A 23929-nucleotide genomic window follows, 5' to 3' on the forward strand; every position below is an offset into this window, starting at 1 on the left:
TCCTCGACCAGCAGTTTGTCGCGCAGTTGGGCGAGCGTGCGGGCCAGCAGGCGCGACACGTGCATCTGGGAGATGCCCACCTCGGCGGCGATCTGAGACTGCGTCATGTTCCGGAAGAACCGCAGGACCAGGATCTTCTGCTCGCGCTGCGGAAGTTGGGCCAGCAGCGGCTTGAGCGACTCGCGGTACTCGACCCCCTCCAGCGCCTCGTCGGTGGCGCCCAGGGTGTCCGCCACGGCCGGCGACTCGTCGTCGCTGTCCGGCACGTCCAGTGAGAGCGTGGAGTAGGCGTTGGCCGACTCCAGGCCCTCCAGCACGTCCTCCTCCGAGATGCCCAGGTGCTCGGCCAGCTCGTGCACCGTGGGGGAGCGGCCGTGCCGCTGGGAGAGCTCACTGGTCGCGGTGGTCAGCGACAGCCGCAGCTCCTGCAGCCGGCGCGGCACCCGCACCGCCCAGCCCTTGTCCCGGAAGTGCCGCTTGATCTCGCCCACGATGGTCGGCGTGGCGTAGGTGGAGAACTCCACCCCGCGCTCGTGGTCGAACCGGTCCACCGACTTGATCAGGCCGATGGTGGCCACCTGGGTCAGGTCGTCCAGCGGCTCGCCCCGGTTGCGGAACCGCCGGGCCAGGTGCTCGACCAGCGGGATGTGCATCCGGACCAGTTGGTTGCGCAGCTCTACCCGCTCCGCGGAGCCCTCGGGCAGCGTGGCCAGCTGGATGAACAGGGCCCGGGCCGCCTCCCGGTCCGGGGCCGCGGTCCGGTGCCGGTCGGCGCCCTGGGCGGGCAGCGCGGCCCGCACCGCCTCGGCCAGCTCCTCGTCCGCGTCCCGCACCGCCCCTCCCGCCTGCGGGTGGGCGTCGTCGGACGCCGGGTCCGGCGTCGGGTCGGTGGGCTGGCTCATCCGCTGGGCGTCCTTCGGGTCAGCGTCTCGGGAGGCGGGCTCCGGCTCGGGCCCGCCGGACTGCGCCGGGACGGTGGGGCGCCGGGCGGCCGCTGGGCGCGCGGCCGGGCCACCGTCGGACGGGACGTCCGTCGGCAGGCCGTCCACGGGCCGGGGCCCGACGGCGGAGTTGCGATCCAGATCACTCACGGTGATCCCCCGTTCCGTTCCGGGAGTGCCCGGACCGCCGACGCGGCCGGGCCGTCACATCGATTGTTCCGCGACCCGGCCCCGTGACGGGAGTGACCGGGTCGCGGAACGTCCGGCCGCGGGCCGGACGCGCCGGTCGGTCCGGCCTCGCCCGGACGTTGCGGTTGGTCCGGCCCCGGGCCGGATCACGGTTCACGGCTGCAGCAGGGTTCCGCCGCGCTTCTTGCGCAGACTGATGCTGACCGTCTGGTCGTCGGCCACCGAGGACTCCACCTCGCCGGCCAGCGCCGAGAGCACCGTCCAGGCGAAGGTGTCCCGTTCCGGGGCCCGGCCGTCGGTGGTCGGCGCCGAGACGGTGACCCGCAGGGCGTCCCCGACCAGGCGGAACTCGCACGACAGCACCGATCCGGGCACCGCCTGCTGGAGCAGGATCGCGCAGGCCTCGTCCACCGCGATCCGCAGGTCCTCGATCTCGTCGAGAGTGAAGTCCAGCCGTGCCGCGAGACCGGCCGTGGCCGTCCGCAGCACCGAGAGGTACGCCCCCTGGGCCGGCAGCCGGACCTCCACGAAGTCGTTCGCCGCCGGCTCCTCGGGAGCGCCGTCGATCTGGGACACCCTCACCTCCTGGGTGACGCGCTGTGCTTGGGCCGGGGCCTGGGCACGTTCTGTTGCATGGCTCAACTGCTTCGCCCCAACTGTCTTGAGGGGTGGTGCGGTACGTCCCGTGTCCTACCCAGCCTGGTGGCGACGACGCGGGCCGTCCGCCGAGACGTTACCGCGATCGGCCGAGAGATGTCGCGACCCGCGACCCGATTCGCCCGCCCGGGGTCCATCGGGGGCGCTGGTCAGCCGCCGCCCAGCCCGCGCAGCGCGTCACCGGAAAGCCGGTGGACCGTCCACTCGTCCATCGGCTCGGCGCCCAGCGACTTGTAGAAGCCGACCGCCGGCTCGTTCCAGTCCAGTACGCTCCACTCGAACCGACTGTAGCCGCGCTCGACGGCGATCCGGGCCAGCTCGGTGAGCAGGGCCTTGCCGTACCCGCCGCCGCGGGCCCGCGGACGCACGTAGAGGTCCTCCAGGTAGATCCCGTGGGTGCCCGTCCAGGTCGAGAAGTTGCGGAACCAGAGCGCGAAGCCGACGGTCTCGCCGGTGGCGTCGTCCTCGGCGATCAGCCCGAAGACCGCGGGCGCCGGGCCGAACAGCGCCTCCCGCAGCTGCTCCTCGGTGGCCTTCGCCTCGGGCAGCGCCTGCTCGTAGTCGGCCAGTTCGCGGATCAGCTCGATGATGGTGGGTACGTCGTCGACGACTGCGTTCCGGATCATGCCGCCGAGGACGCGCGAGCGGGCTCAGGCCTTCTTGGTCTCCCAGAAGATCTTGTCGATCTCGGCGATCAGGTCGAGCAGGGCCTGGCCGGTGGCCGGGTCGTTGGACGCCTTGGTGGCCGAGGCGGCCTTCAGGGCGCGGTTGAACAGGTCGTGCAGCTCCGGGTACTTCTCGAAGTGCGGGGCCTTGAAGTAGTCGCTCCACAGCACCGACAGGTGGTGCTTGACGGCCTCGGCGCGCTGCTCCTTGATGATGATGGCGCGCGTGCGGAAGCCGGCGTCCTCGTTGGCCTGGTACTTCTCCTGAGTGGCCTTCACCGACTCGGCCTCGATCCGGGCCTGGGCCGGGTCGTAGACACCGCAGGGCAGGTCGCAGTGGGCGTGAGCGGTGACCCGCGGCGCAAACAGACGAGAGAACATGGGAGTCCTTCCTTAGATCGTCTTCCCGCGCCGAGATTACCCCGCCGGATGCGGGATCTCATGGTTGGGACGGGGTCCTAAGGCAAAAGGCCGATTCGGAACCGGTCGATAACGGGCACACGTTGTCGATGCGGGATGCTTTCCCTGGAACGGGTGACGGTGCTCGGCACGTTCCTGACATTGCCCGACGGGACGTGGCACGACGAGGAGGTGGGCAGCATGGCGGCACTGCGGCGGCGCGACACTGACGCAGGCCCAGAACCCGTGGTCCGCACGGGTGGCGGACTCTTGCCGTTCGGACTGGTCGACGTGGACGGGCCCTCGATGGTCCCGACCCTGTACGACGGCGACAAGGTGGTGGTGAAGTACGGCGCCCGGATCCGCGCCGGCGCGGTCGTGCTGGTCCGCCATCCGATGCGCCAGGACCTGCTGGTGGTCAAGCGCGCCGCCGAACGGCGCGCCAAGGGCTGGTGGCTGCTGTCGGACAATCAGTTCCTGGGCAACGACAGCCGGGACTTCGGCGCCGTGCCCCAGGAGCTGGTGCTCGGCCGGGTGCTGCTGCGGGTCAGCCCCAGCGTGGGGTGGCTGGCCCCGGCCCACTGGCTGGAGCGGCTGCTGTGCCGCTGGCCGCTGGGCCGGGTGCCGGGGCTGGCGGCCCGGTTGGGGGTGTTCCGGGGCCGGCTCAGTCCGTCGCGCTAGCGGCCCGGGCCTGCTCGGAGTCGGCCGGGGCCGGCTGCGCCGCCTGGGCGGCTTCCGCCCGCTTGCGCGCCCGGTAGGCCGCCACGTTGGCCCGGGTCGCGCAGCGGTCCGAGCAGTACCGCCGGGAGCGGTTGGTCGAGGTGTCCAGGTAGGCGTTGCGGCACGGCGTCGCCTGGCAGATGCCCAGCCGGTCCGCGCCCAGCTCGGTCAGGTGGATGGCCAGGCCCATGCAGGCCACCGCGGCGAAGTTGGCGACGGCGCTGGGCGCGTTGTCGGCCAGGTGCAGGTGCCAGCGGGGGCGGCCGCTCTCGTCGAGGTAGTCGTGCCCCGAGATCTGGGGGCTGACCGGGTAGTCGGCGAGCAGCCCGTTGAGCAGGCCGACCGCCACCAGCTCGTGACCGGCGGCGGCCTCCTCGAAGACGGCCCGCAGCCGGCTCCGCAGCTCCCGCATCAGCGGCACGTCGTCCGGGCCGGTGAGCAGGGCGGCACCGGACTCGGGGTAGCTGAAGAGGCCGCGCACGGCATCCACGCTGACCAGCGAGTCGGTGCCGCGCTCCGGCTCCTCGCTGTTGACCAGCCGGACGGCGTAATCGGCGTAACTGGAGAGCTCCACGGGTCCTCCGAGGGAGCGGTAACGGGTGAGTCGCCTCAAGCCTATTACGCCGTTCGGGTTCCGGGCACTGCGGAGGACTCTGGTCAGAGGACCTTGGAGAACGCCCTGGTCCTCTCGTGCCGCGGATCGGTGAGCACCCGACGTCCATGCCCTGGATGCGGCCGCTGTCGTCCTTGAACTCGTCGGGCGCGTAGGAGGCGTCGACACCGACCACCAGCTTGCCGCTGGGCTTGACCGCGGCCGGGACCTGGGCGGCCGGCGTGGGGACGGCGGTCGGATCGGGGATCGAGCCTCAGGCGGACTGCCGCGGTGACTGTGAGTGAGCGGTTGGGCCCACCCTCCGCCGAGGTGGTGCAGGAGACGGTCCCACCGCCGAACCCTTGAGCCGAGCACCAGTGCGGTCAAAAATGCGTAGAGGGAGCCGCTCGCCCGGGCGCGTTCCGCCTGGACGGATCCTCGGCGGCGGTCCGTTCCCGCCCGTCGGCAGACGTGGTCTTCGTCTCTCCGGGCCGGTCTGCCGGGCTTCGGGGCACTGTGTCAGAATCACCTATCGGGTGACCCCCGATACCAGCCAGTAACCGCCGGCTCGCCACAGAGCCGGGGTGTCGAGGACCGGAAGTCGACGACGCCGACTCCGTATCCGCGGCACCGAAGCGTCGTTCGGACCGCAGCGCGCAGCTGCATCCCCAAAAAATCCCTCATACGAGGGCGACCCGCTGGCGGCCGCCCGACCACCCGGCTCCGGGCCCGCTCGCGCGAGTCCCCGGTGTTTCAGCATCCCCCGGAACGGTCACCGGCCATCGGCTGCTCGCCCTCGCTGATCTACTAATGACGAAGAGGTCATCGTGGCAGCGGAGATCATTCACCCCCGTTCCTCGGATCCCGAGGATCCGGTCGACGCCGTGTTCGCACTCCATCGGGGCGGCAAGATGGCGGTCGCCGCGACCGTGCCGGTGCGCGACGCGGACGACCTGTCCCTCGCCTACACCCCGGGAGTGGCCCGGGTCTGCACTGCCATCGCCGAGCAGCCGGAGCTCGTCCACGACTACACCTGGGTGGCCAACACGGTCGCGGTGGTCACCGACGGCACCGCCGTGCTGGGCCTGGGCGACATCGGCCCGGCAGCCTCGCTCCCGGTGATGGAGGGCAAGGCCATCCTGTTCAAGCAGTTCGGCGGTGTCGACGCGGTGCCGATCGCGCTGGACTGCACGGACGTCGACGAGATCGTCGAGACCGTGATCCGGTTGGCCCCGTCGTTCGGCGGCGTCAACCTGGAGGACATCTCGGCGCCGCGTTGCTTCGAGATCGAGCGCCGCCTCCAGGAGGCGCTGGACATCCCGGTCTTCCACGACGACCAGCACGGCACCGCGATCGTCACCACCGCCGCCCTGTGGAACGCGGCCCGGGTGACCGACCGGAAGATCGGCGACCTGCGGGCCGTGATCTCCGGCGCCGGCGCGGCCGGCATCGCGATCGCCAAGATGCTGGTGGCCGCCGGGATCGGCGACGTGGCGCTGTGCGACCGCCGCGGCGTGGTCCACCAGGGGCGCGCCGACCTCACCGACGTCAAGGCCGAGATCGCCGCGCTCACCAACAAGAGCGGCAAGACCGGCTCGCTGGCCGACGCGCTGGCCGGCGCCGACGTCTTCATCGGCGTCTCCGGCGGCACCGTGCCGGAGGAGGTCGTGGCCACCATGGCACCGGGCTGCTTCATCTTCGCGATGGCCAACCCCAACCCGGAGATCCACCCCGAGGTCGCCCACAAGTACGCCTCGGTGGTCGCCACCGGCCGCTCCGACTTCCCCAACCAGATCAACAACGTGCTGGCCTTCCCCGGCATCTTCGCCGGTGCGCTCTCGGTGCGGGCCTCGCGCATCTCCGAGGGCATGAAGCTGGCCGCCGCCGAGGCCCTGGCCGGCGTGGTGGCCGAGGAGCTGACGCCGCAGAAGGTGATCCCCTCGCCGTTCGACGCGCGAGTGGCGCCTGCGGTGAGCAAGGCGGTCGCCGAAGCCGCCCGCCACGAGGGCGTCGCCCGGATCTGACGATCCGACGAGCTGACACCCGGTTGGCAGCGGGCCCGGGACACGCGGTGGAGGTCACACTCCGGCGTGGTTCCGGGCCCCGCCCGTCGGCGGCTAGTGTCCGGACCATGTTCGCCGCCTACGCCGCCCGCATCGACCCCGACGATCCCCTGACCGGACTCGAACTCGGGGAGCTCCCCGAGCCCGAGGCGCGCCCGGGCTGGAGCGTGGTGACCGTCAAGGCCGCCTCGCTCAACCACCACGACCTCTGGTCGCTGCGCGGCGTGGGACTGCCCGCCGAGCGGCTGCCGATGATCCTGGGCTGCGACGCCGCCGGGATCGACGAGCACGGCAACGAGGTGGTCATCCACTCGGTGATCGGCCAGAGCGGCCACGGGGTCGGCCCCGACGAACCGCGCTCCATCCTGACCGAGCGCTACCAGGGCACCTTCGCCCAGCGGGTCGCGGTGCCCACCTGGAACCTGCTGCCCAAGCCGGCCGAGCTCTCCTTCGAGGAGGCCGCCTGCCTGCCCACCGCCTGGCTCACGGCCTACCGGATGCTCTTCACCAACGCCGGCGTGGCGCCGGGCCAGACCGTGCTGGTGCAGGGCGCCGGCGGCGGGGTGGCCACCGCGCTGATCGTCCTGGGCAAGGCCGCCGGCCTGCGGGTCTGGGTCACCGGGCGGGACGCGGCCAAGCGGGACCGGGCGCTCGCGCTGGGTGCCGACGCGGTCTTCGAGAGCGGTGCCCGGCTGCCCGAGCGGGTGCACGCGGTGCTGGAGACGGTCGGCGCGGCCACCTGGTCGCACTCGGTCAAGGCGCTGCGCCCCGGCGGCATCATCGTCATCTCCGGCGCCACCTCCGGGCCGAACCCCAAGGCCGCCGAGCTGAACCGGATCTTCTTCCTGGAACTCAAGGTGGTGGGCTCCACCATGGGCACCAAGGAGGAGCTGGCCGGACTGCTCTCGCTCTGCGCCACCACCGGCATCCGCCCGGTGATCGATGCCGTCCACCCGCTCACCGAGGCCCGCGACGCCTTCGCCCGCCTGGCCAAGGGCGACGTCTTCGGCAAGCTGGTGCTGCAGCCCTGACACCGGGCCGGTCCGAGCGCCGGCGAGGTTCGAGCGCCGGCGAGGTCCGAGCGGCGCTCGGGCCGGTCAGGCCGACGGGTAGCGGACCAGGTCGGCGGTGTCGAAGGTCCACTGGCCCGCCGGCACCGGCTCGCCGAAGGCGTAGGGGATCGAGGAGCGGTAGCGCAGGCCGTCGGGGCCCTCCTTGGGCTCACTGTGCACGGTGACGCTGCCGTTGCGCGGATCCACCACGACGTAGACGGGGACGCCCATGCGCGGGTAGTCCTCCAGCTTCTCGCGCAGGTCGTTGTTCGGATTCCGGGGGGACACCACCTCGGCGACGAGCAGCAGGCGGCGGGAGTCGGCCTTCCGTTGGCTGTGGTCGAGATCGGCCTCCGCGATCGCCATCAGGTCCGGTACCTTGCTGAGCCCGGTGACGGGGTCCTCGGCGTCGGTGCCGTTGATGGCGAAGACGTGCGGGGTCTGCGCCTCGATCTGCCGGCGCAGTACCCGGACGTTGACTCCGTGCGGAAGGCTGGGGCTCCTCATCACGAAGGAGATCTGCCCCTCGGCGATCTCGACCTTCCAGCCGTCCTCCAAGCGCTCCGCGAAATCGGCGAGTTGATCGGCGACCTGGCGCAAGCGGCGGATCTCGTCGGGGTCCATCGGTGCTCTCCTCGCGGGTGGGAGTCTCCTCCGAGCATGCCGGGTGGGGCGGTCGGAGTTCCCGACCGCCCCACCCGGTCGCCCGTCAGAGCAGCCGGCGCAGCCGCTCGGCCGCGCCCGTCAGCACGGCGCGGGCCTCCCAGAGCTGCTCCTCGGTGACTCCGCCGCCGTCCCGGGCGGCGTCGCGCACCTGGTCGCGGAACCGGTCGAGGAGCCGGTCGAGTTCGCGGGCCGGGTCGCCGTCCGGCTCGGTGCGGGCCCAGTCGGGCAGGTCCTGCGGGGGCTCCTTGCCGAGGTCCACCTTGGCCTCGGCGGAGCCGGAGCCCCAGCGGGCCGGGTCGGCCAAGCCGGCCAGCCCGCGGGTGAGTTCGCCCAGGCCCTCGGTCAGGCCGGTCGGCCAGTCGCCGTTGCCGACGTGCTCCCGGAACTGCTGCTCCACCCGCTTCTTGATCCGCAATGCCTCCTGCTGGGCCGCCTGGCGGACCGCCTGGGACTGCTCACGGGCCTTGCGGGCCTCCTCCTTGGCCAGTTTGGCCTGCTCCTTGGCGGCCTTCTCCTGTTCCTTGGCCCGCTTGGCCTGGGCCTTGAACTCGGCGAACTCCTCCTTGGTGCGCTGCCAGCCGGCCGCGTCGGCCCAACCGGGGCTCTCGGGGCGGCGGGCGCTGCGGGCCGCGTTGCGCAGCTCCTCGCGCAGCTCCTTGGCCGAGTCCCGGACGTCCGCCCGGATCGCGTCGGCGAGTTGGGTCACCGAGGCGTCGATCTCCGCTTCGAGGCGGGCCAAGTCGGCCTGGCGGCTCATCAGTTCGTCGCGGCCGGTGTCGGTGATCCGGTAGACCTTGCGGCCGCCCTCGGTGGAGTGCTCCACCAGGCCCTCCCGCTCCAGCTTGGCCAGCCGGGGGTAGACGGTGCCGGCGGAGGGCGCGTAGTGGCCCTGGAAGCGCTCCTCCAGCAGGCGGATCACCTCGTAGCCGTGCCGGGGCGAGTCGGCCAGCAGCTTCAACAGGTAGAGCCGCAGGCGGCCGTGGGCGAAGACGTTACTCATGCCGGGTCACTCCGTCCGGTCCGAACCGTCGGTCAGTTCCTTGACCAGGCTCGGGCCCTCGTCATCCGGGCGGGCCAGCACCGAGACGGAGCCGGAGATGGTGGTCACCTCCAGCGAGCCGCTGCCCGCGCCGAGGGTGCCGGTGAGCCGCTGGCTGCCCCAGGTGCCGCCGAGCGTCAACTCCTCGAAGGCGGTGGAGAACTTGCCGCTGGTGCTGCCCGCCTCGACCTTGGTGTCGCCGGGGCGGGGGAGCCGGATCGCGACGTCGCCGCTGACGGTGTTGGCCCGCACGTCCGCCGGCGCGCCCCCGGCGAGGTCCAGGGTGACCGCGCCGCTCACGGTGTTGGCGCGGACCGTGGTGGCGGTGCCGGCCAGCACCGTCAGATCGCCGCTGACCGTCTTGACCTTCAGCTCGCCGCCGACCGACTGGGCGTCCACGTCGCCGGAGACCGAGTTGGCCTCCGTCTTGCCGGCCAGGCCGACCAGGGTGGTGGCACCCGTGATCGCGTACACCGCGGTGTCGGCCCGCAGGCCGGAGACGGTGGTGTCGGCGGAGACCGAGCCCAACTTCACCACGGCGTCGGCCGGCAGGGTCAGCGTCACCACGGCGCGGGACCGGCGCTTGCGCTTGAGGGAGCCGACCAGGTCCTTGAACCCGTCCTTGATCGCGTCCATCGTCTTCAGCTGGCCGCCGAAGCCGAAGTCACTCCAGGAGAGGTGCTGGTAGGTCACCGTCAGCACCCCGTCGACCAGGCTGATCTGCAGCGGCTCGCCCTTGAGCTCGGTGACCTCGATCCGGCTCGGACCCTCGGCGGCCACCACGTTGAGCGTGCCGGCGATCAACCGCACCTGCGCCGAGTGCACCGACTCGTCCAGGACGATGCCGTCCGGCTCGCTGACCGTCCACTGGTTCATCTCTGAAGCCTCCCGTTGGTGGGCGCCGTCGTACGCTGGAGTGGCGACGATCCGGCAAGTCGCGATGTATCGCGTCTTCCGAGAAACACGATATATCGCGTGGCGGTGGAGTCAAGTGCTCCGCCGCGCCGAATTGCGAAGGGCCCGGGAGGCGGTTGCCTCCCGGGCCCTCGTGCGTGCGCCGTGTCGCGCGGGTCGTCAGTCGTCGTCCTCGTCGTCCAGCCGGGCCAGCCAGGTGGCCAGCCGCTCGACGGGGACCTCGAAGTCGGGGTTGAGGTCGACGAACTCCCGCAGGCGCTCGGCCAGCCACTCGAAGGTGACCTCCTCGTCGCCGCGCCGGCTCTCCAGCTCCTCGATGCCGCGGTCGGTGAAGTACACGGTTCTGCTCCGGAATCTCAGGGTCGGCTACGGGGGCCAGGATAGACGCGCTCAGTCGCTGCCCTGCCAGGTGCTCACCGAGAGCTTGACCTCGCCGGTCTGCTCGTTGGCCACCTCGATCGCGGCGATCGCGATGTTGTGCGTCGAGCGGTCCCGGACGCAGAGCAGCCGGCCGGCAGCGGCGTGGCCGAAGGTCAGGTCGGAGTCGGGGTGGGTGTCGATCGCGGTGTTGCACTGGCTGGGCGTCACCGAGGCGTCGGTGATCACCGCGAAGTCCGAGTCGTCGTCACCGTCGCTGGCGAAGGTGTTGGCCCGGCTGCCGCTGGCGCTGCCGGTGTTGTGCAGCCCCAGCACCCACTTGCCACTGGTGCCGGAGGCGATCAGCTTGCCGGCGGTCAGGTCCACCCGGTAGGCGTCGCTGGCGTACTCGGTGGCCGGGATGTCCAGCTCCACCTTGCTCACCAGCGGCGACCAGCCGGCCGGGCCGCCGGTGGCCGAGACCCCGCCGCTGGGCGTGGCGGTGCCGTCGGGCGTGTCCGGGGCGGCCACCGGGGAGTCGCCGGCGGTCGGCGTGGCGGGGGCGTCGACCGTCTGCTGCGGCCCGCCGCCCGCGGGGTTGCCGGTGGAGCCGCCCGCCTTCGGGCCGGAGCTGCCCCGGGAGAGCAGCACACCGGTCAGCGCACCGCCGAGCGCCATCACCAGGGCGACCGTCAGCAGGGTCCGCCAGGAGACCCCGCGGCGCTTCCCGGCCGCCGCCGGCACCGGGGCGAGCGGCGGTGCGGGCAGCTGCACGGTCGGCCGCTGCCGCGCAGCGGTGAACGCCTCGGCGGCCGGGGCCTGCGGGGGCGGAGCGGTCGGCGGTTCGACCGCCGTGGCGACCGCGGTCGGCGGCACCACCGGCGGTGCGGGCGGTGCGCTCGGCACCGGCGGCGTGCTCGGCATCGGCGGCTGCGACCGCGGCGGGTTGCGCGGCAGGTCCGAGCGCCGGGTGATCTCGGTGTTCACCGGTGACGGCAGCCAGTCGTCGGCGAACCGCAGCTGTCCGCCCACCGCCGGGTGGTTGCGGGCCACCTCGATGATCTCGGCGGGTATCGGCCGCTCCCCGGGCGACTTGGCCAGGCAGCGCAGCAGCAGCTCGCGCAGCTCGCCCGGTACGCCGTCCAGGTCAGGCTGCTCGTGCACCACCCGGTAGAGCACCGCGGTCTCCGGCCCCTCGCCGAACGGCTGCACCCCGCTCGCCACGTAGGCGGTGAGCGCGCCGAGCGCGAAGACGTCGGTGGCGGGGGTGATCGCGCTGCCCTGGGCCTGCTCGGGCGCCATGAAGGCGGGCGAGCCGATCCGGTAGCCGGTGCCGGTCAGCGCGGTGGCGTCGGCGGCCCGCGCGATGCCGAAGTCGATCACCCGCGGCCCGTCCGCGGCCACCAGCACATTGGCCGGCTTGAGGTCGCGGTGCACCACGCCGACGCTGTGGATCGCCTGCAGCGCCTCGGCCACGCCGCCCAGCAGCAACAGCGCCGTGCGCACCGGCAGCGGGCCGTGCTCACGCACCACCTGTTGCAGCGAGGGGCCCGGTACGTAGGCGGTGACCAGCCAGGGCGCCTCGGCGGTGGTGCCGGAGTCGATCACCTGGGCGGTGTAGAGGCCGTGGATCCGCTGGGCGTTGGCCACCTCCTGGGCGAACCTGCGGCGGAACTCCGGGTCCTCGGCGAACTCGGGCCGGACCACCTTGAGGGCCACCGGCCGACCGCCGGGCGTGTACGAGAGGTAGACCCGGCCCATCCCGCCGGCGCCGAGTCGGGCGAACAGCCGGTAGCCGGCCACCTCGGCCGGATCGTCCGGCAGCAGCGGCTGGAAGACCGGCGGCGGGGGCATGGCGGAAGGCGACTGATCGGCAGGCATGGCGCAGAGATTAGCGCGGGGCCCGCTCCGTGGTCGGAGCGGGCCCCGCGGCCTCATTGACGTGACGTCAGGGCACGGCCCGTCAGATCGCGAAGACCTCGTCGATCACGGCCTGCTGCTCGACGGCGTGGCGCTTGGCCGAGCCGACCGCCGGGGCCGAGGCCGCCGGACGGGCCACCCGGCGCAGGCGGGCGGCGCCGGCCTTGCGGCCGATCACCACGTCCAGGTGGTCGACCAGGTTCATCGCGATGAACGGCCAGGCACCCTGGTTGGCCGGCTCCTCCTGGGCCCAGACGAACTGGACGTCCTCGCCGTAGCGGGCCAGCTCCTCCTGGAGCTCCGCGATCGGCAGCGGGTAGAGCCGCTCGACCCGGACGATCGCCGTGTCGGTGATGCCGCGCTCGGCGCGGGCCGCCTCCAGGTCGTAGTAGAACTTGCCGGCGGTGATGACCACCTTGCGGACCTGCTTCGGGTCCACCGTGGTGTCGCCGATCACCGGACGGAACGAGCCCGAGGTGAACTCCTCCGCCGAGCTGGCCGCGGCCTTCAGGCGCAGCATCGACTTCGGGGTGAAGACGACCAGCGGCTTGTGGTGCGGGTTGTGCACCTGCCAGCGCAGCAGGTGGAAGTAGTTCGACGGCAGCGTCGGCATGGCGACGGTGATGTTGTTGTCCGCGCACAGCTGCAGGAAGCGCTCCGGGCGGGCGGACGAGTGGTCCGGGCCCTGGCCCTCCATGCCGTGCGGCAGCAGCAGGGTGACACCGGAGTGCTGGCCCCACTTCTGCTCGGCCGAGGCGATGTACTCGTCGACGACGGTCTGCGCGCCGTTGACGAAGTCACCGAACTGCGCCTCCCACATGACCAGCGCGTTCGGGCGGGTCAGCGAGTAGCCGTACTCGAAGCCCATCGCCGCGTACTCGGACAGCAGGCTGTCGTAGACGGTGAACCGGGCCTGGTCCTCGGTCAGGTAGAGCAGCGGGGTGTAGTCCTCGCCGGTGACCCGGTCGATCAGCACCGCGTGGCGCTGGCCGAAGGTGCCGCGGCGGCTGTCCTGGCCGGCCAGGCGGACCGGGTGGCCCTCCATCAGCAGCGAGCCGATGGCGAGCATCTCGCCGGTGGCCCAGTCGATGGTGTTGTCCTCGATCGAGGCGGCGCGGCGCTGCAGCTGCGGCAGCAGGCGCGGGTGCACGGTCAGCCACTCGGGCAGGTTGGTCTGCGAGGCGGCGATCCGCTTGACCATCTCCTGGGAGATGCCGGTCTGGATGCTGACCGGGAAGTCCGCCACCGGGCGGCCGGCCGGGGCCGGGGCCTGGGCGGTGGCGGCGTCGCGGACCTCGGCGAAGACCTTCTCCAGCTGGCCCTGGAAGTCCTGGAGCGCCTGCTCCGCCTCTTCCATGGTGATGTCGCCGCGACCGATCAGGCCCTCGGTGTAGAGCTTGCGCACCGAGCGCTTCTTGTCGATCAGGTCGTACATCAGCGGCTGGGTGAACGACGGGTTGTCGGCCTCGTTGTGACCGCGGCGGCGGTAGCAGATGAGGTCGATCACGACGTCCTTGTGGAACGCCTGGCGGAACTCGAAGGCGAGCCGCGCGACGCGGACCACGGCCTCCGGGTCGTCGCCGTTCACGTGGAAGATCGGGGCCTCGATCATCCGGGCCACGTCGGTGCAGTACGTGGAGGAGCGGCTGGAGGCCGGGGCGGCGGTGAAGCCGACCTGGTTGTTCACCACGACGTGCACGGTGCCGCCGGTGCGGTAGCCGCGCAGCTGCGACATGTTCAGGGTCTCCGCGACCACGCCCTGGCCGGCGAAGGCCGCGTCGCCGTGGATCTGGATCGGCAGCACCGGGAAGGTCGTGCCGCCCTGGTCCAGGATGTCCTGCTTGGCCCGGGCGATGCCCTCGACCACCGGGTCCACCGTCTCCAGGTGGGACGGGTTGGCGGCCAGCGACACCTTGATGGTCTCGCCGTCCAGGCCGGTGAAGGTGCCCTCAGAGCCCAGGTGGTACTTCACGTCGCCGGAGCCGTGCATCGACTTCGGGTCCAGGTTGCCCTCGAACTCGCCGAAGATCTTGCCGTACGGCTTGCCGACGATGTTGGCCAGCACGTTGAGGCGGCCGCGGTGGGCCATGCCGATCACGGCCTCGTCGAGGCGGTGCTCGGCGGCCGCGTCGATGGTGGCGTCGAGCAGCGGGATCAGCGACTCGCCGCCCTCCAGCGAGAACCGCTTCTGGCCGACGTACTTGGTCTGCAGGAAGGTCTCGAAGGCCTCCGCGGAGTTCAGCCGGCGCAGGATGCGCAGCTGCTCCTCGCGCTCCGGCTTGGTGTACGGCTTCTCCAGGCGCTCCTGCAGCCACTTGCGCTGCTTCGGGTCCTGGATGTGCATGTACTCGATGCCGACGGTGCGGCAGTAGGTGTTGCGCAGCAGGCCGAGGATGTCGCGGAGCTTCATCATCTTCTGGCCGCCGAAGCCGCCGACCGCGAACTCCCGCTCCAGGTCCCACAGGGTGAGGCCGTGCGTGGTCACGTCCAGGTCGGGGTGCTTGCGCTGCTTGTACTCCAGCGGGTCGGTGTCGGCCATCAGGTGGCCGCGGACCCGGTAGGAGTGGATCAGCTCCATCACGCGGGCGGTCTTGTTGACCTCGTCCTCGTGGGTGGCGGCCACGTCGGTGGCCCAGCGGACCGGCTCGTACGGGATCCGCAGCGACTCGAAGACCTCGTCGTAGAAGCCGTTCTCGCCCAGCAGCAGCTGGTGGATCGCGCGCAGGAACTCGCCGGAGGCGGCGCCCTGGATGACCCGGTGGTCGTAGGTCGAGGTCAGCGTCATGATCTTGGAGACGCCGAGGCGGGACAGGGTGTCCTGCGAGCTGCCCTGGAACTCCGCCGGGTACTCCATCGCGCCGACGCCCAGGATGGTGCCCTGGCCCTGCATCAGGCGCGGGACCGAGTGCACGGTGCCGATGCCGCCCGGGTTGGTCAGCGAGACCGTGACGCCGGTGAAGTCCTCCATGGTCAGCTTGTTGGCGCGGGCCCGGCGGACGATGTCCTCGTAGGCCTGCCAGAAGCCGAAGAAGTCGAGGGTCTCGGCCTTCTTGATGGCCGCGACCACCAGCTGGCGGTCGCCGTTCGGCTTCACCAGGTCGATCGCCAGACCGAGGTTGACGTGGTCCGGCTTCACCAGGAAGGACTTGCCGTCCTTGACCTGGTAGCTGTGGTTCATCCCGGGGTTGGCCTTGATCGCCTGCACCATGGCGTAGCCGATCAGGTGCGTGAACGAGACCTTGCCGCCGCGGGCGCGCTGCAGGTGGTTGTTGATGACGATGCGGTTGTCGATCAGCAACTTGGCGGGCACGGCGCGCACCGAGGTCGCGGTGGGCACCTCCAGGGAGGCGTCCATGTTGGTGGCGACGGCCTTCGCCGGGCCACGCAGCGGGACCAGCTCGGGGCCGGTGCTCTCGGGAGCGGGCGCGACCGGCGCGGCGGCCGCCTTGGGCGCGGGCGGCGCGGCCGGCGGGGCTGCCAGCGGAGCGGCCGCGGCAGGTGCGGCGGCCGCCGGAGCGGGCGCAGCTGCCGGGGCGGCGGCGGGGGCAGCCGGCGCCGGAGCGGCAGCGGCGGCAGCAGGGGCAGGGGCGGCGACGGGGGCCGGCGCGGAGCCGGCCGGGGTCACGGCCTGGGTCACTGAGGTCACCTCGGTACCGGGCTTGTAGTCGGCGAAAAAGTCCCACCAGGCTCGGTCGACCGAGTTCGGGTCCTGGAGGTACTGCTGGTAGATCTCGTCGACGAGCCACTCATTGGGACCAAAGCCAGTGGAGCTTGCCGAGCTGTTGGGGTGTTCAGGGGACTGTGGCGACACGGCGGCAACCGCCCTCTTCCGCTTCCTTTTGGGATGTTTGGACAGCGGGGATTAAGGCTACGCCCCTGGCGAGTGATCGCGCAGTCCCCGGGGGGTCGGCGTCGCCCAGATCACAGTGCTTTGAGCGAGTTTGGCCGCAGAAACGCGTTAGAAGAGCGCTTCCACGGGGAAGAGGATGACGCCTTCTGGCCGGTTAAAACGGTACGGAACCGGACAAAAATCCCGCTGATCGGCCGTTTGTGGCCGATCAACTGCTGTCGACATCCGAGATGTCCCAATTGTGTGACAAAGCTGGCCGGGATGGACAGATCGCCTCGTCGGCGTGTCCACGGCGGCCGGGAGTCCTGGTGGTCCGGGCGGGGCTCACAGCCGCGGGTGCGGCACCGCGGACGCCTCACCCGGCAGCACCACCTGGATCAGGCAGCCGGTGCCGCTGTCGGCCACCGCGATCCGCCCGCCGTGCAGGTCCACCGCCCAGCGCGCGATCGCCAGGCCGAGCCCGGTGCCGCCGTCGCTGCCCGGGCCCTGCGCGGTCGCGGTGCCGGACCGGCTGAAGCGGTCGAACACCCGGGTGCGGTCCTGCGCCGGGATGCCGGGCCCCTGGTCCTCGACCTCCAGCAGCAGCGCGTGCGGGCCCTGGCCGGCCCGGGCCCGCACCGTGACCAGGCCGCCCGCCGGGGAGTGCTTGCAGGCGTTGTCCACCAGATTGGCCACCACCTGGTGCAGCCGCTCCGGATCGGCCACCGCGGTCAGGCACTCGGGCTGCACGTCCAGGCGCAGCCGCACGTCGTCCCGGCGGCTCCAGGCGCCGCCGGAGGTCGCGCCGTCCACGGTCAGCCCGCGCAGCACCCCCGCCAGGAACGGGGCCACCTCGAACTCCCGGGCGTCCAGCGGCACCACCCCGTCGTCCAGCTTGGACAGGTCGAGCAGATGGGTGACCAGCCGGCCGAGCCGCTCGGTCTGCTCCAGGGCCGCGCCGAGGGTGGCGCCGTCCGGGGGCACCACGCCGTCCACCATGTTCTCCAGCACCGCCTGCAGCGCCGCGATCGGCGTGCGCAGCTCGTGCGACACGTTGGCCACCAGCTCCCGGCGGTGCCGGTCGGCGGCCTCCAGGTCGGCGGCCATCCGGTTGAAGGTGGTCGCCAGCTCGCCGATCTCGTCCCGGGAGGCCGCCTTGACCCGGCGGCTGTAGTCGCCGCCGGCCATCGCCCGGGCCGCCGCGGTCATCTCGCGCAGCGGAGCGGTCAGGGTGTGCGCCATCACCTGCATGAAGAGGAGGGAGGCGATCACCGAGAAGACCAGGATCACCCGCACCTGGGTCTCGGAGTGGATCGCGATCACCATCAGGCCGGTGGCGATGGCCACCGCGATGATGACCAGCAGGCCCAGCTTGCCCTTGATGGAGCGGGCCGGGTCGAGTGGTCGGACCGCACGCCACAGGCGCGCGGTGAACCGGTCCGGTCGGCGCCGGCGGATGGCCGGGTCGTCGGGCTCGGTGCTACTGCTCGTCATCAGTACTTGGTTTCCGTGTCCTGTGCGCCCCCGTGGCCCCCCCAGGTACGGCGTCGCACTCGGGCCCCCACGCCCGGGTGCGCGGCCGTCAGCCCACGGGCGCCTCGAGCGCGTAGCCCACGCCGTGGACGGTGCGGATCCAGGTCGCGCCGATCTTCCGGCGCAGCGCCTTCACATGGCTGTCCACGGTCCGGGTGCCGGACGCGTCGGTCCAGTCCCAGACCTCGGCCAGCAGCTGCTCGCGGGTGAGCACCGCGCGCGGCTGGGCGGCCAGGCAGGCCAGCAGGTCGAACTCGGTGGGCGTCAGGTGCACGTCGCCCGAGCCCAGCCGGACCCGGCGCTGCACGTGGTCGATCTCCAGCTCGCCGAACCGCAGGCTGCCGAGCGCCGGGGTCCTGGCCGCCTGCTGGGCCCGCTCGACCCGGCGCAGCAGCACGTTCACCCGGGCCGCCAGCTCGCGCATCGAGAACGGCTTCGTCATGTAGTCGTCGGCACCCACGCCGAGGCCGACCAGCAGGTCCGTCTCGTCGTCCCGGGCGGTGAGCATCAGCACGGGCACCGGGCGCTGCGCCTGGATCCGGCGGCAGACCTCCAGCCCGTCGAAGCCGGGCAGCATGATGTCGAGCACCACGAGGTCGGGTTGCCAGGTGTGGAAGCCGTCCACCGCGCCGGGGCCGTCGTGCGCGACGGCCACCTTGAAGCCCTCCGCGCCCAGTCGGGCCGCGATCGACTCCGCGATGGTGGGTTCGTCCTCCACCACCAGGACGCGTCGCTGCGCAATCACACCGCTCGCACCGGTGTCTTGTTGAATCTCTGTCACGGTCACGCCACCGCCCCCAGGGCATGCGGGTCGCCACCTGTGGGAGTAGCGGGCCCGCTCGTAGTCTTGGTTCCGTCTTTGTGTTCTTCCGTGCCGAGGCGTCCCGGGTTCCGCCGTCCCGGCCGGGTGGCGGCAGTGCCGCCGGTCCGACAGCGGACACCTCGCAGCGTACGGACCGGGGCCGAGCCCCGACAGGCGGACCGCGGATTTCCGCGGGCACCGGTCGGCGCGCACGCCCCGGAGTGGGTACGGGGCGCTACCTTACCCGTCCATGTCGTCTGACGGTAACGGTGTGTATGCACGAACCCGGCGGCCGCCCGTGGGCCGGCGATTGGCGCGCATTGGTCCGGACCAACTTCTGAACTGCCGTTACGGGTAGGGCGACTGCGTTCTCACGCGGCTCTCAGGGCGGCACCGTACCGTGGACGCATCCGGTGGTTGATGGCACGGAGTGCACGCGCAGCGAGCGCGGCACCCGGCCCCGGCGCGGGGTCGGGGCGAGCGGCCCGGAAGGGAGGCGACATGGCTGGGGAGCGGTGGCCCGGGCGTGCGCCGGTGGCGCCCTACGCCGGTCTGCGGCTCGGCCTGCGGTCCGGCCCGCTGCAGTGGGCGCTGGACCGCTTGCCCACGCCCCGGCGCAATCCGTTCACGCTGCTCTACCTGGCCGTGCTGGCCGGCACCACCGTCCTCGCGCGCGACGCCGACCCGGCGCTGGTGCACCGGCTGCAGGAGCTGTCCAGCACCGACGGCCACCACCTGCTGCAGGCGCCCGTCCGCTCGCTGCTGCTGAGCGGACTGTGGCTGGCCGGGCCCGACTGGCTGCCCTACCTGTGGGGCTTCGCCTTCATAGTGGCGCCGCTGGAGCGGCTGGTGGGCTGGCGGCGGGCGGTCGGGGTGTTCGCGGCCGGGCACGTGGTGGCGACCCTGGTCTCGCAGGGCGCGGTGGCCGTCCTGGTGGCGACCGGGCACGCCGACCGGGGGCTGCTGGACGAGCTGGACATCGGGGTCAGTTACGGGGTGCTGGCCACCCTGGGAGCGCTCGCCGGGCAGTTCCGGTGGCCCGGGCGGCTGCTCGTGCTGGCCGGCGGCGCGCTGCTGGTGCTGCGCCAGCTGCAGAGCGACCCGGACCTGGTCACGGCGATCGGACATCCCACCGCGCTGCTGGTCGGCATCGGGCTCTGGTGGCCGCTGCGCCGCCGTCGGCGGCCCCGGCGCCCTGCCGCGCCCGTGCCCGGGGTCGGGGCGGCCGCGGCCGGGCAGCCGAAGCCGGCCGGCGGGCCGGTGCTCGACCGGGCCTGAGCCACCCTTCCGCCCTCTTCCCTGATCGCTCACGGCGAACAAGCGCCGGGGAACAATCACGCCTCGCCAAGCCTTAGCCATCTCGACTCAAGTTGACTGACTGGGGAGAGATCATGGCATCGACGTCCGCTCCGCTCACTCTGCCCGTGCTGCCGCTCGACGACGAGGTGGTCCTGCCGGGCATGGTGGTGCCGCTGGACCTCAAGGACACCGAGGTGCGGGCCGCCGTCGAGGCCGCCCGTGCGGCTGCCCGCTCGGTGAACGGCGGCAAGCCGCAGGTGCTGCTGGTGCCGCGGCTGGACGGCTCGTACGCGGCGGTCGGCACGCTGGCCACCGTCGAGCAGGTCGGTCGGCTGGCCGACGGCGAGCCCGCCGCGCTGGTCCGGGCGGTCCGCCGGGTGCGGATCGGCGCCGGTACCACCGGGCCGGGCGCCGCGCTCTGGGTGGAGACCGCGCCGTTCAAGGAGTCCTCGGTGGGCCTGCCGGTGGCCGGCCGGGCCGCCGAGCTGGTGAAGGAGTACAAGGCGGTCTCCACCGAGTGGCTGCGCAAGCGCGGCGCCTGGCAGATCGTCGACCGGGTGGCCGCCATCGAGGGCGTCGGCGAGCTGGCCGACAACATCGGCTACGCGCCGTTCGCCACCGCCCAGCAGAAGCTCAAGGTGCTGCTGGAGGCCGACCAGGTGGCCCGCCTGGAGTACGCGTTGCAGCTGCTGAAGGACCACCTCGCCGAGGAGGAGGTCAACGACACCATCCGCAAGGACGTCGAGGAGGGCGTCGCCAAGCAGCAGAAGGAGTTCCTGCTCCGCCGCCAGCTGGAGGCGGTGCGCAAGGAGCTCGCCGAGCTGAACGGCGAGTCGGTCGACGAGGAGGGCGACTACCGCGCCCGGGTGGAGGCCGCCGACCTGCCCGCGAAGGTCCGCGAGGCCGCCCTCAAGGAGGTCGACAAGCTGGAGCGCGCCAGCGACCAGTCACCCGAGGGGTCCTGGATCCGCACCTGGCTGGACACCGTGCTGGAGCTGCCCTGGAACGAGCGCAGCGAGGACACCTACGACATCGCCGGCGCCCGCGCCGTGCTGGACGCCGACCACGCCGGCCTGGCCGACGTGAAGGACCGGATCGTCGAGTACCTGGCGGTCCGCAAGCGGCGGGCGGACCAGGGGCTCACCCTGGTCGGCGGGCGCCGCGGGGGCGCGGTGCTGGCCCTGGTCGGCCCGCCCGGCGTGGGCAAGACCTCGCTCGGCGAGTCGGTGGCGCGTGCCATGGGCCGCGAGTTCGTCCGGGTGGCCCTCGGCGGCGTCCGCGACGAGGCCGAGATCCGCGGCCACCGGCGCACCTACGTGGGCGCCCTGCCCGGCCGGATCGTGCGGGCCATCAAGGAGGCCGGCTCGATGAACCCGGTGGTGCTGCTGGACGAGATCGACAAGGTCGGCTCGGACTACCGCGGCGACCCGGCGGCGGCCCTGCTGGAGGTGCTGGACCCGGCGCAGAACCACACCTTCCGGGACCACTACCTGGAGGTCGAGCTCGACCTGTCCGACGTGGTCTTCCTGGCCACCGCCAATGTGCTGGAGGCCATCCCGGAGCCGCTGCTGGACCGGATGGAGCTGGTCCGGCTGGACGGCTACACCGAGGACGAGAAGGTCGTGATCGCCCGCGACCACCTGCTGCCCCGGCAGCTGGAGCGGGCCGGGCTGTCCGCCGAGACCGTCACGGTGACGGAGGCGGCGCTGCGCAAGCTGGCCGGCGAGTACACCCGTGAGGCCGGCGTGCGGACCCTGGAGCGCTCGGTGGCGCGGGTCCTGCGCAAGGTCGCCGCGCAGAGCGAGCTGGGCGAGCGCGAGCTGCCCACCGCGATCGACGTGGACGACCTGCGCGGTCTGATCGGCCGGCCGCACCACACCCCGGAGTCGGCCCAGGAGCCGGCCGAGCGCCGCACCTCGGTGCCCGGCGTGGCCACCGGCCTGGCGGTGACCGGCGCGGGCGGTGACGTCCTCTACATCGAGGCCTCGCTGGCCGACGCGGAGACCGGCTCCACCGGTCTCACCCTGACCGGTCAGCTGGGCGACGTGATGAAGGAGTCCGCGCACATCGCGCTCTCCTACCTGCGCTCGCGCGGCGCGGAGCTGGAGCTGCCGGTCACCGGGCTGCGGGAGCGCGGCATCCACCTGCACGTGCCCGCCGGTGCGGTGCCGAAGGACGGCCCGAGCGCCGGGATCACCATGACCACCGCGCTCGCCTCGCTGCTCTCCGGCCGCAGGGTGCGCACCGATGTCGCGATGACCGGCGAGGTCTCGCTCACCGGTCGGGTCCTGCCGATCGGCGGCGTCAAGCAGAAGCTGCTCGCCGCCGACCGGGCCGGCATCACCACGGTGATCATCCCCAAGCGCAACGAGCCCGACCTGGACGACGTCCCGGCCGAGGTGCTGGAGCGCCTCACCGTGCACCCGGTCGCCGACGTCCGCGACGTGCTGGCGCTGGCCCTGGAGCCGGCGGCGGTGCTGGTGGGTGCGGCGGCGTAGCGGTCCGGAAGCGGTGGCCGGCCGGGTGCTTCCCCACGGGGAGCGCCCGGCCGGCCCTTTTAGCACGTGCCTCCGGCCGGCAGTGGGAGGCACGCGCGCGTCGCGGTCCGGGGAGTCGGGTGACACCGACTCAGCATCCTGTGCGACACTGCGCCAATGCCATCGCCTACACAGAGAGCCCTGGCCAAGGTGCCGGGGCCGTTGCGCCCCTTCCTGGTGCAGCACCGCAGCCTCGTCAAGTTCCTGCTGGTCGGTGGCACGTGCTTCCTGCTCACCCTGGCGATCAACTACGGGCTGAAGTACACCGTCTGCCAGAGCAAGCCCGTGGTGGCGCAGACCGTCGGGGTGGCGGTCTCGACCGTGCTCTCCTACCTGCTCAACCGACAGTGGTCCTTCCGCTCGGAGGGCAGCCACGAAGAGGCGATCCCGTTCATCGTGGTCAGCGCGCTGGCGGTCGGCGTGAACGACCTGCCGCTGCTGGTCAGCCGCTACGTCTTCCACCTGCGCGAGCCCAGCGTCAGCCACTTCACCCAGGAGGTCGCCGACTTCGTCAGCGGCATGATCGTGGGCACCCTGGTGGCGATGGCGTTCCGCTACTGGGCGATGAAGAAGTGGGTCTTCACCAACACCAAGTACCACGAGCCGCAGGACAACTCCGCCGAGCCGCCGGCGCGGGTCGGCTGACCCCCTCGAAGGGGCGGGCGGGCCCGGCTGCCCGTCAGGCGGCGTCGCCCGGAGGGGCGGCGCCGTCCGCCTGGGTGGGGCCGGCCGCCCTCCCGCCGGCCGGTCGCAGGGCGACCGCGGTCAGCGTGATCGCCACGCCCGCCACCGCCCAGGCGGAGAGCACCAGCAGCGGCACGGTGATGCCGGTGGCGCCGAAGTAGGCCACCGAGCGGATGGCGTCGGTGCCCGCGCCGTTGGGCAGCCAGGCGCCGATGGCCCGCCAGAACGACGGCAGCAGCGGCGGCGGGTAGACGCCGCCGGCGCTCGGGTTGCCGAGCACCACGAAGAGCACCACGGCCAGCCCGATGCCGACGATGTCGAACAGGCACTGCAGGGCCATGGTGAACGCGCCGACCGCGAACACCACCAGGCTCCCCACGCCCCACAGCGCCGCGACGCCGCCGGGCAGCGCGTTCAGGACCGGGCCGGTGATCAGCGCGCCGCCGAGCCCGGCCGCGATCGAGTAGAGCGCCAGCACGCCGATGCGGATCAGCGCGCGGTGCCGGCCGGCGGGGCGGGCACCGGCGCTGATGGCGAGGATCGCGGCCACCAGGTAGCCGCCGACGCACCAGCCGATCACCAGGTAGAACCCGGAGAGCCCCTTGGCGTCTCCGGCGGCGAGCGGCACCACGTCCTCGACCCGCACCGTGCGGCCCTGGCCCTGGTCGAGCCCGGTGGTGATCTGCTCGGCGGCGGTGGCGGCGGCCGGACCCCGCGCGTTGGCCACCAGCAGGGTGTCCTGGGTGCCGGACGGGTCGACCAGCAGCGCGGCGTAGAGCTCCTGGTCCTTGATCCGGTCGACGGCGGCGGCCCGGTCGGTGACGGGCACCGGCTCCACCGCGTCGTTCGGCACCTGCGCCAGGGAGCTGACCACCCGGGGCTGCAGCTGCGGTGGTGCCACCACGCCGATCGAGAGCCGGTGCGGCGTCGGCTGGTGCAGCGCGCCCACGTACGAGGTGATGAAGGCCAGTTGGATCAGCAGGGTGCCCAGCACCAGGACGGCGGCGCGGCCGGAGACCGCGTCCTTGAGTTCGCTGACGAATCCCGGCATCGGGCGCCCCCTCGTCCAG

At 72.4% G+C, this 23929-nt stretch carries 20 protein-coding genes; 6 read left to right on the top strand and 14 right to left on the bottom strand.

Annotated features, from left to right (window positions below; all coding sequences use genetic code 11):
- The 4 genes from LN042_RS07005 to sodN form a co-directional block, all read right to left on the bottom strand.
- A partial coding sequence (locus tag LN042_RS07005; protein ID WP_372495692.1) for an RNA polymerase sigma factor SigF occupies positions 1-902 on the bottom strand: 902 nt, incomplete at its 3' end.
- 381 nt (positions 903-1283) lie between these two features.
- The gene (locus tag LN042_RS07010; RefSeq protein ID WP_230049518.1) at positions 1284-1706 is read right to left on the bottom strand and encodes an ATP-binding protein; all 423 of its coding nucleotides are present in this window, start codon (positions 1704-1706) and stop codon (positions 1284-1286) included.
- 230 nt (positions 1707-1936) lie between these two features.
- Positions 1937-2413: a GNAT family N-acetyltransferase gene (locus tag LN042_RS07015; RefSeq protein WP_230049519.1), complete on the bottom strand. Its 477-nt coding sequence runs from the start codon at positions 2411-2413 to the stop codon at positions 1937-1939.
- 24 nt (positions 2414-2437) lie between these two features.
- Positions 2438-2833 carry a superoxide dismutase, Ni gene (gene sodN, locus LN042_RS07020; RefSeq protein WP_141634109.1) on the bottom strand — a complete coding sequence of 132 codons (396 nt, stop codon included), beginning with the start codon at positions 2831-2833 and terminating at the stop codon, positions 2438-2440.
- 219 nt (positions 2834-3052) lie between these two features.
- Between sodN and sodX the strand changes: the two genes are divergently transcribed.
- Positions 3053-3532 (top strand): nickel-type superoxide dismutase maturation protease, encoded by a 480-nt coding sequence (gene sodX / locus LN042_RS07025; protein WP_308191776.1) that lies wholly within the window; start codon positions 3053-3055, stop codon positions 3530-3532.
- Here sodX and LN042_RS07030 read toward each other — a convergent pair.
- Positions 3516-4145: a CGNR zinc finger domain-containing protein gene (locus tag LN042_RS07030; protein WP_230049521.1), complete on the bottom strand. Its 630-nt coding sequence runs from the start codon at positions 4143-4145 to the stop codon at positions 3516-3518. The genes sodX and LN042_RS07030 overlap by 17 nt on opposite strands.
- A gap of 845 nt (positions 4146-4990) precedes the next feature.
- Here LN042_RS07030 and LN042_RS07035 point away from each other — a divergent pair.
- Both LN042_RS07035 and LN042_RS07040 read left to right on the top strand, forming a co-directional pair.
- Positions 4991-6187 carry an NAD(P)-dependent malic enzyme gene (locus LN042_RS07035; protein WP_308191774.1) on the top strand — a complete coding sequence of 399 codons (1197 nt, stop codon included), beginning with the start codon at positions 4991-4993 and terminating at the stop codon, positions 6185-6187.
- A gap of 107 nt (positions 6188-6294) precedes the next feature.
- Positions 6295-7257 (top strand): zinc-binding dehydrogenase, encoded by a 963-nt coding sequence (locus LN042_RS07040; RefSeq protein ID WP_230049523.1) that lies wholly within the window; start codon positions 6295-6297, stop codon positions 7255-7257.
- Between the two features lie 66 nt (positions 7258-7323).
- On the opposite strand, the gene LN042_RS07045 is transcribed toward LN042_RS07040, so the two are convergent.
- From LN042_RS07045 to LN042_RS07080, 8 genes are all read right to left on the bottom strand, one after another.
- Positions 7324-7902, bottom strand: coding sequence for a Uma2 family endonuclease (locus tag LN042_RS07045; RefSeq protein WP_230049525.1), 579 nt, complete (start codon positions 7900-7902; stop codon positions 7324-7326).
- A gap of 85 nt (positions 7903-7987) precedes the next feature.
- A complete protein-coding gene (locus LN042_RS07050) occupies positions 7988-8944 on the bottom strand; it encodes a PadR family transcriptional regulator (protein WP_230049527.1) in 957 nt (318 codons plus the stop codon).
- A 6-nt stretch (positions 8945-8950) separates the two neighbouring features.
- A complete protein-coding gene (locus LN042_RS07055) occupies positions 8951-9859 on the bottom strand; it encodes a DUF4097 family beta strand repeat-containing protein (protein ID WP_230049529.1) in 909 nt (302 codons plus the stop codon).
- A gap of 198 nt (positions 9860-10057) precedes the next feature.
- Complete coding sequence (locus LN042_RS07060) at positions 10058-10237, bottom strand: DUF6104 family protein (protein WP_230049531.1); 180 nt, start codon at positions 10235-10237, stop codon at positions 10058-10060.
- Between the two features lie 51 nt (positions 10238-10288).
- On the bottom strand, positions 10289-12136 hold the full coding sequence (locus LN042_RS07065; RefSeq protein ID WP_230049533.1) for a serine/threonine-protein kinase: 1848 nt from the start codon (positions 12134-12136) through the stop codon (positions 10289-10291).
- Positions 12137-12218: 82 nt separating this feature from the next.
- Positions 12219-15986 carry a multifunctional oxoglutarate decarboxylase/oxoglutarate dehydrogenase thiamine pyrophosphate-binding subunit/dihydrolipoyllysine-residue succinyltransferase subunit gene (locus tag LN042_RS07070; RefSeq protein WP_230049535.1) on the bottom strand — a complete coding sequence of 1256 codons (3768 nt, stop codon included), beginning with the start codon at positions 15984-15986 and terminating at the stop codon, positions 12219-12221.
- Positions 15987-16349: 363 nt separating this feature from the next.
- Positions 16350-17498 (bottom strand): sensor histidine kinase, encoded by a 1149-nt coding sequence (locus LN042_RS07075; RefSeq protein ID WP_230049537.1) that lies wholly within the window; start codon positions 17496-17498, stop codon positions 16350-16352.
- Positions 17499-17586: 88 nt separating this feature from the next.
- A complete protein-coding gene (locus LN042_RS07080) occupies positions 17587-18318 on the bottom strand; it encodes a response regulator transcription factor (protein WP_230049539.1) in 732 nt (243 codons plus the stop codon).
- Between the two features lie 522 nt (positions 18319-18840).
- Here LN042_RS07080 and LN042_RS07085 point away from each other — a divergent pair.
- The 3 genes from LN042_RS07085 (at position 18841) to LN042_RS07095 (ending at position 22820) form a co-directional block, all read left to right on the top strand.
- Positions 18841-19617: a rhomboid-like protein gene (locus LN042_RS07085; RefSeq protein WP_230049541.1), complete on the top strand. Its 777-nt coding sequence runs from the start codon at positions 18841-18843 to the stop codon at positions 19615-19617.
- A 113-nt stretch (positions 19618-19730) separates the two neighbouring features.
- Positions 19731-22136, top strand: a complete 2406-nt coding sequence (gene lon, locus LN042_RS07090; protein WP_230049543.1) for an endopeptidase La — start codon at positions 19731-19733, stop codon at positions 22134-22136.
- A 156-nt stretch (positions 22137-22292) separates the two neighbouring features.
- On the top strand, positions 22293-22820 hold the full coding sequence (locus LN042_RS07095) for a GtrA family protein (RefSeq protein ID WP_230049545.1): 528 nt from the start codon (positions 22293-22295) through the stop codon (positions 22818-22820).
- Positions 22821-22854: 34 nt separating this feature from the next.
- Here the strand turns inward: LN042_RS07095 and LN042_RS07100 are convergent, their stop codons facing one another.
- Positions 22855-23910, bottom strand: a complete 1056-nt coding sequence (locus LN042_RS07100; protein WP_230049547.1) for an ABC-2 transporter permease — start codon at positions 23908-23910, stop codon at positions 22855-22857.
- Between the last annotated feature and the right edge of the window lie 19 nt (positions 23911-23929).

Origin of the sequence: Kitasatospora humi (assembly GCF_020907985.1) — a bacterium.
Lineage (GTDB): Bacteria > Actinomycetota > Actinomycetes > Streptomycetales > Streptomycetaceae > Kitasatospora > Kitasatospora humi.

Excerpts from the sequence above, each read along its gene's own strand:
- LN042_RS07015 (WP_230049519.1), bottom strand. The coding sequence starts at position 2,413 with ATGATCCGGAACGCAGTCGTCGACGACGTACCCACCATCATCGAGCTG.
- sodN (WP_141634109.1), bottom strand. The coding sequence starts at position 2,833 with ATGTTCTCTCGTCTGTTTGCGCCGCGGGTCACCGCTCACGCCCACTGC.
- sodX (WP_308191776.1), top strand. The coding sequence starts at position 3,053 with ATGGCGGCACTGCGGCGGCGCGACACTGACGCAGGCCCAGAACCCGTG.
- LN042_RS07040 (WP_230049523.1), top strand. The coding sequence starts at position 6,295 with ATGTTCGCCGCCTACGCCGCCCGCATCGACCCCGACGATCCCCTGACC.
- LN042_RS07045 (WP_230049525.1), bottom strand. The coding sequence starts at position 7,902 with ATGGACCCCGACGAGATCCGCCGCTTGCGCCAGGTCGCCGATCAACTC.
- LN042_RS07050 (WP_230049527.1), bottom strand. The coding sequence starts at position 8,944 with ATGAGTAACGTCTTCGCCCACGGCCGCCTGCGGCTCTACCTGTTGAAG.
- LN042_RS07055 (WP_230049529.1), bottom strand. The coding sequence starts at position 9,859 with ATGAACCAGTGGACGGTCAGCGAGCCGGACGGCATCGTCCTGGACGAG.
- LN042_RS07065 (WP_230049533.1), bottom strand. The coding sequence starts at position 12,136 with ATGCCTGCCGATCAGTCGCCTTCCGCCATGCCCCCGCCGCCGGTCTTC.
- LN042_RS07075 (WP_230049537.1), bottom strand. The coding sequence starts at position 17,498 with ATGACGAGCAGTAGCACCGAGCCCGACGACCCGGCCATCCGCCGGCGC.
- LN042_RS07085 (WP_230049541.1), top strand. The coding sequence starts at position 18,841 with ATGGCTGGGGAGCGGTGGCCCGGGCGTGCGCCGGTGGCGCCCTACGCC.
- lon (WP_230049543.1), top strand. The coding sequence starts at position 19,731 with ATGGCATCGACGTCCGCTCCGCTCACTCTGCCCGTGCTGCCGCTCGAC.
- LN042_RS07095 (WP_230049545.1), top strand. The coding sequence starts at position 22,293 with ATGCCATCGCCTACACAGAGAGCCCTGGCCAAGGTGCCGGGGCCGTTG.
- LN042_RS07100 (WP_230049547.1), bottom strand. The coding sequence starts at position 23,910 with ATGCCGGGATTCGTCAGCGAACTCAAGGACGCGGTCTCCGGCCGCGCC.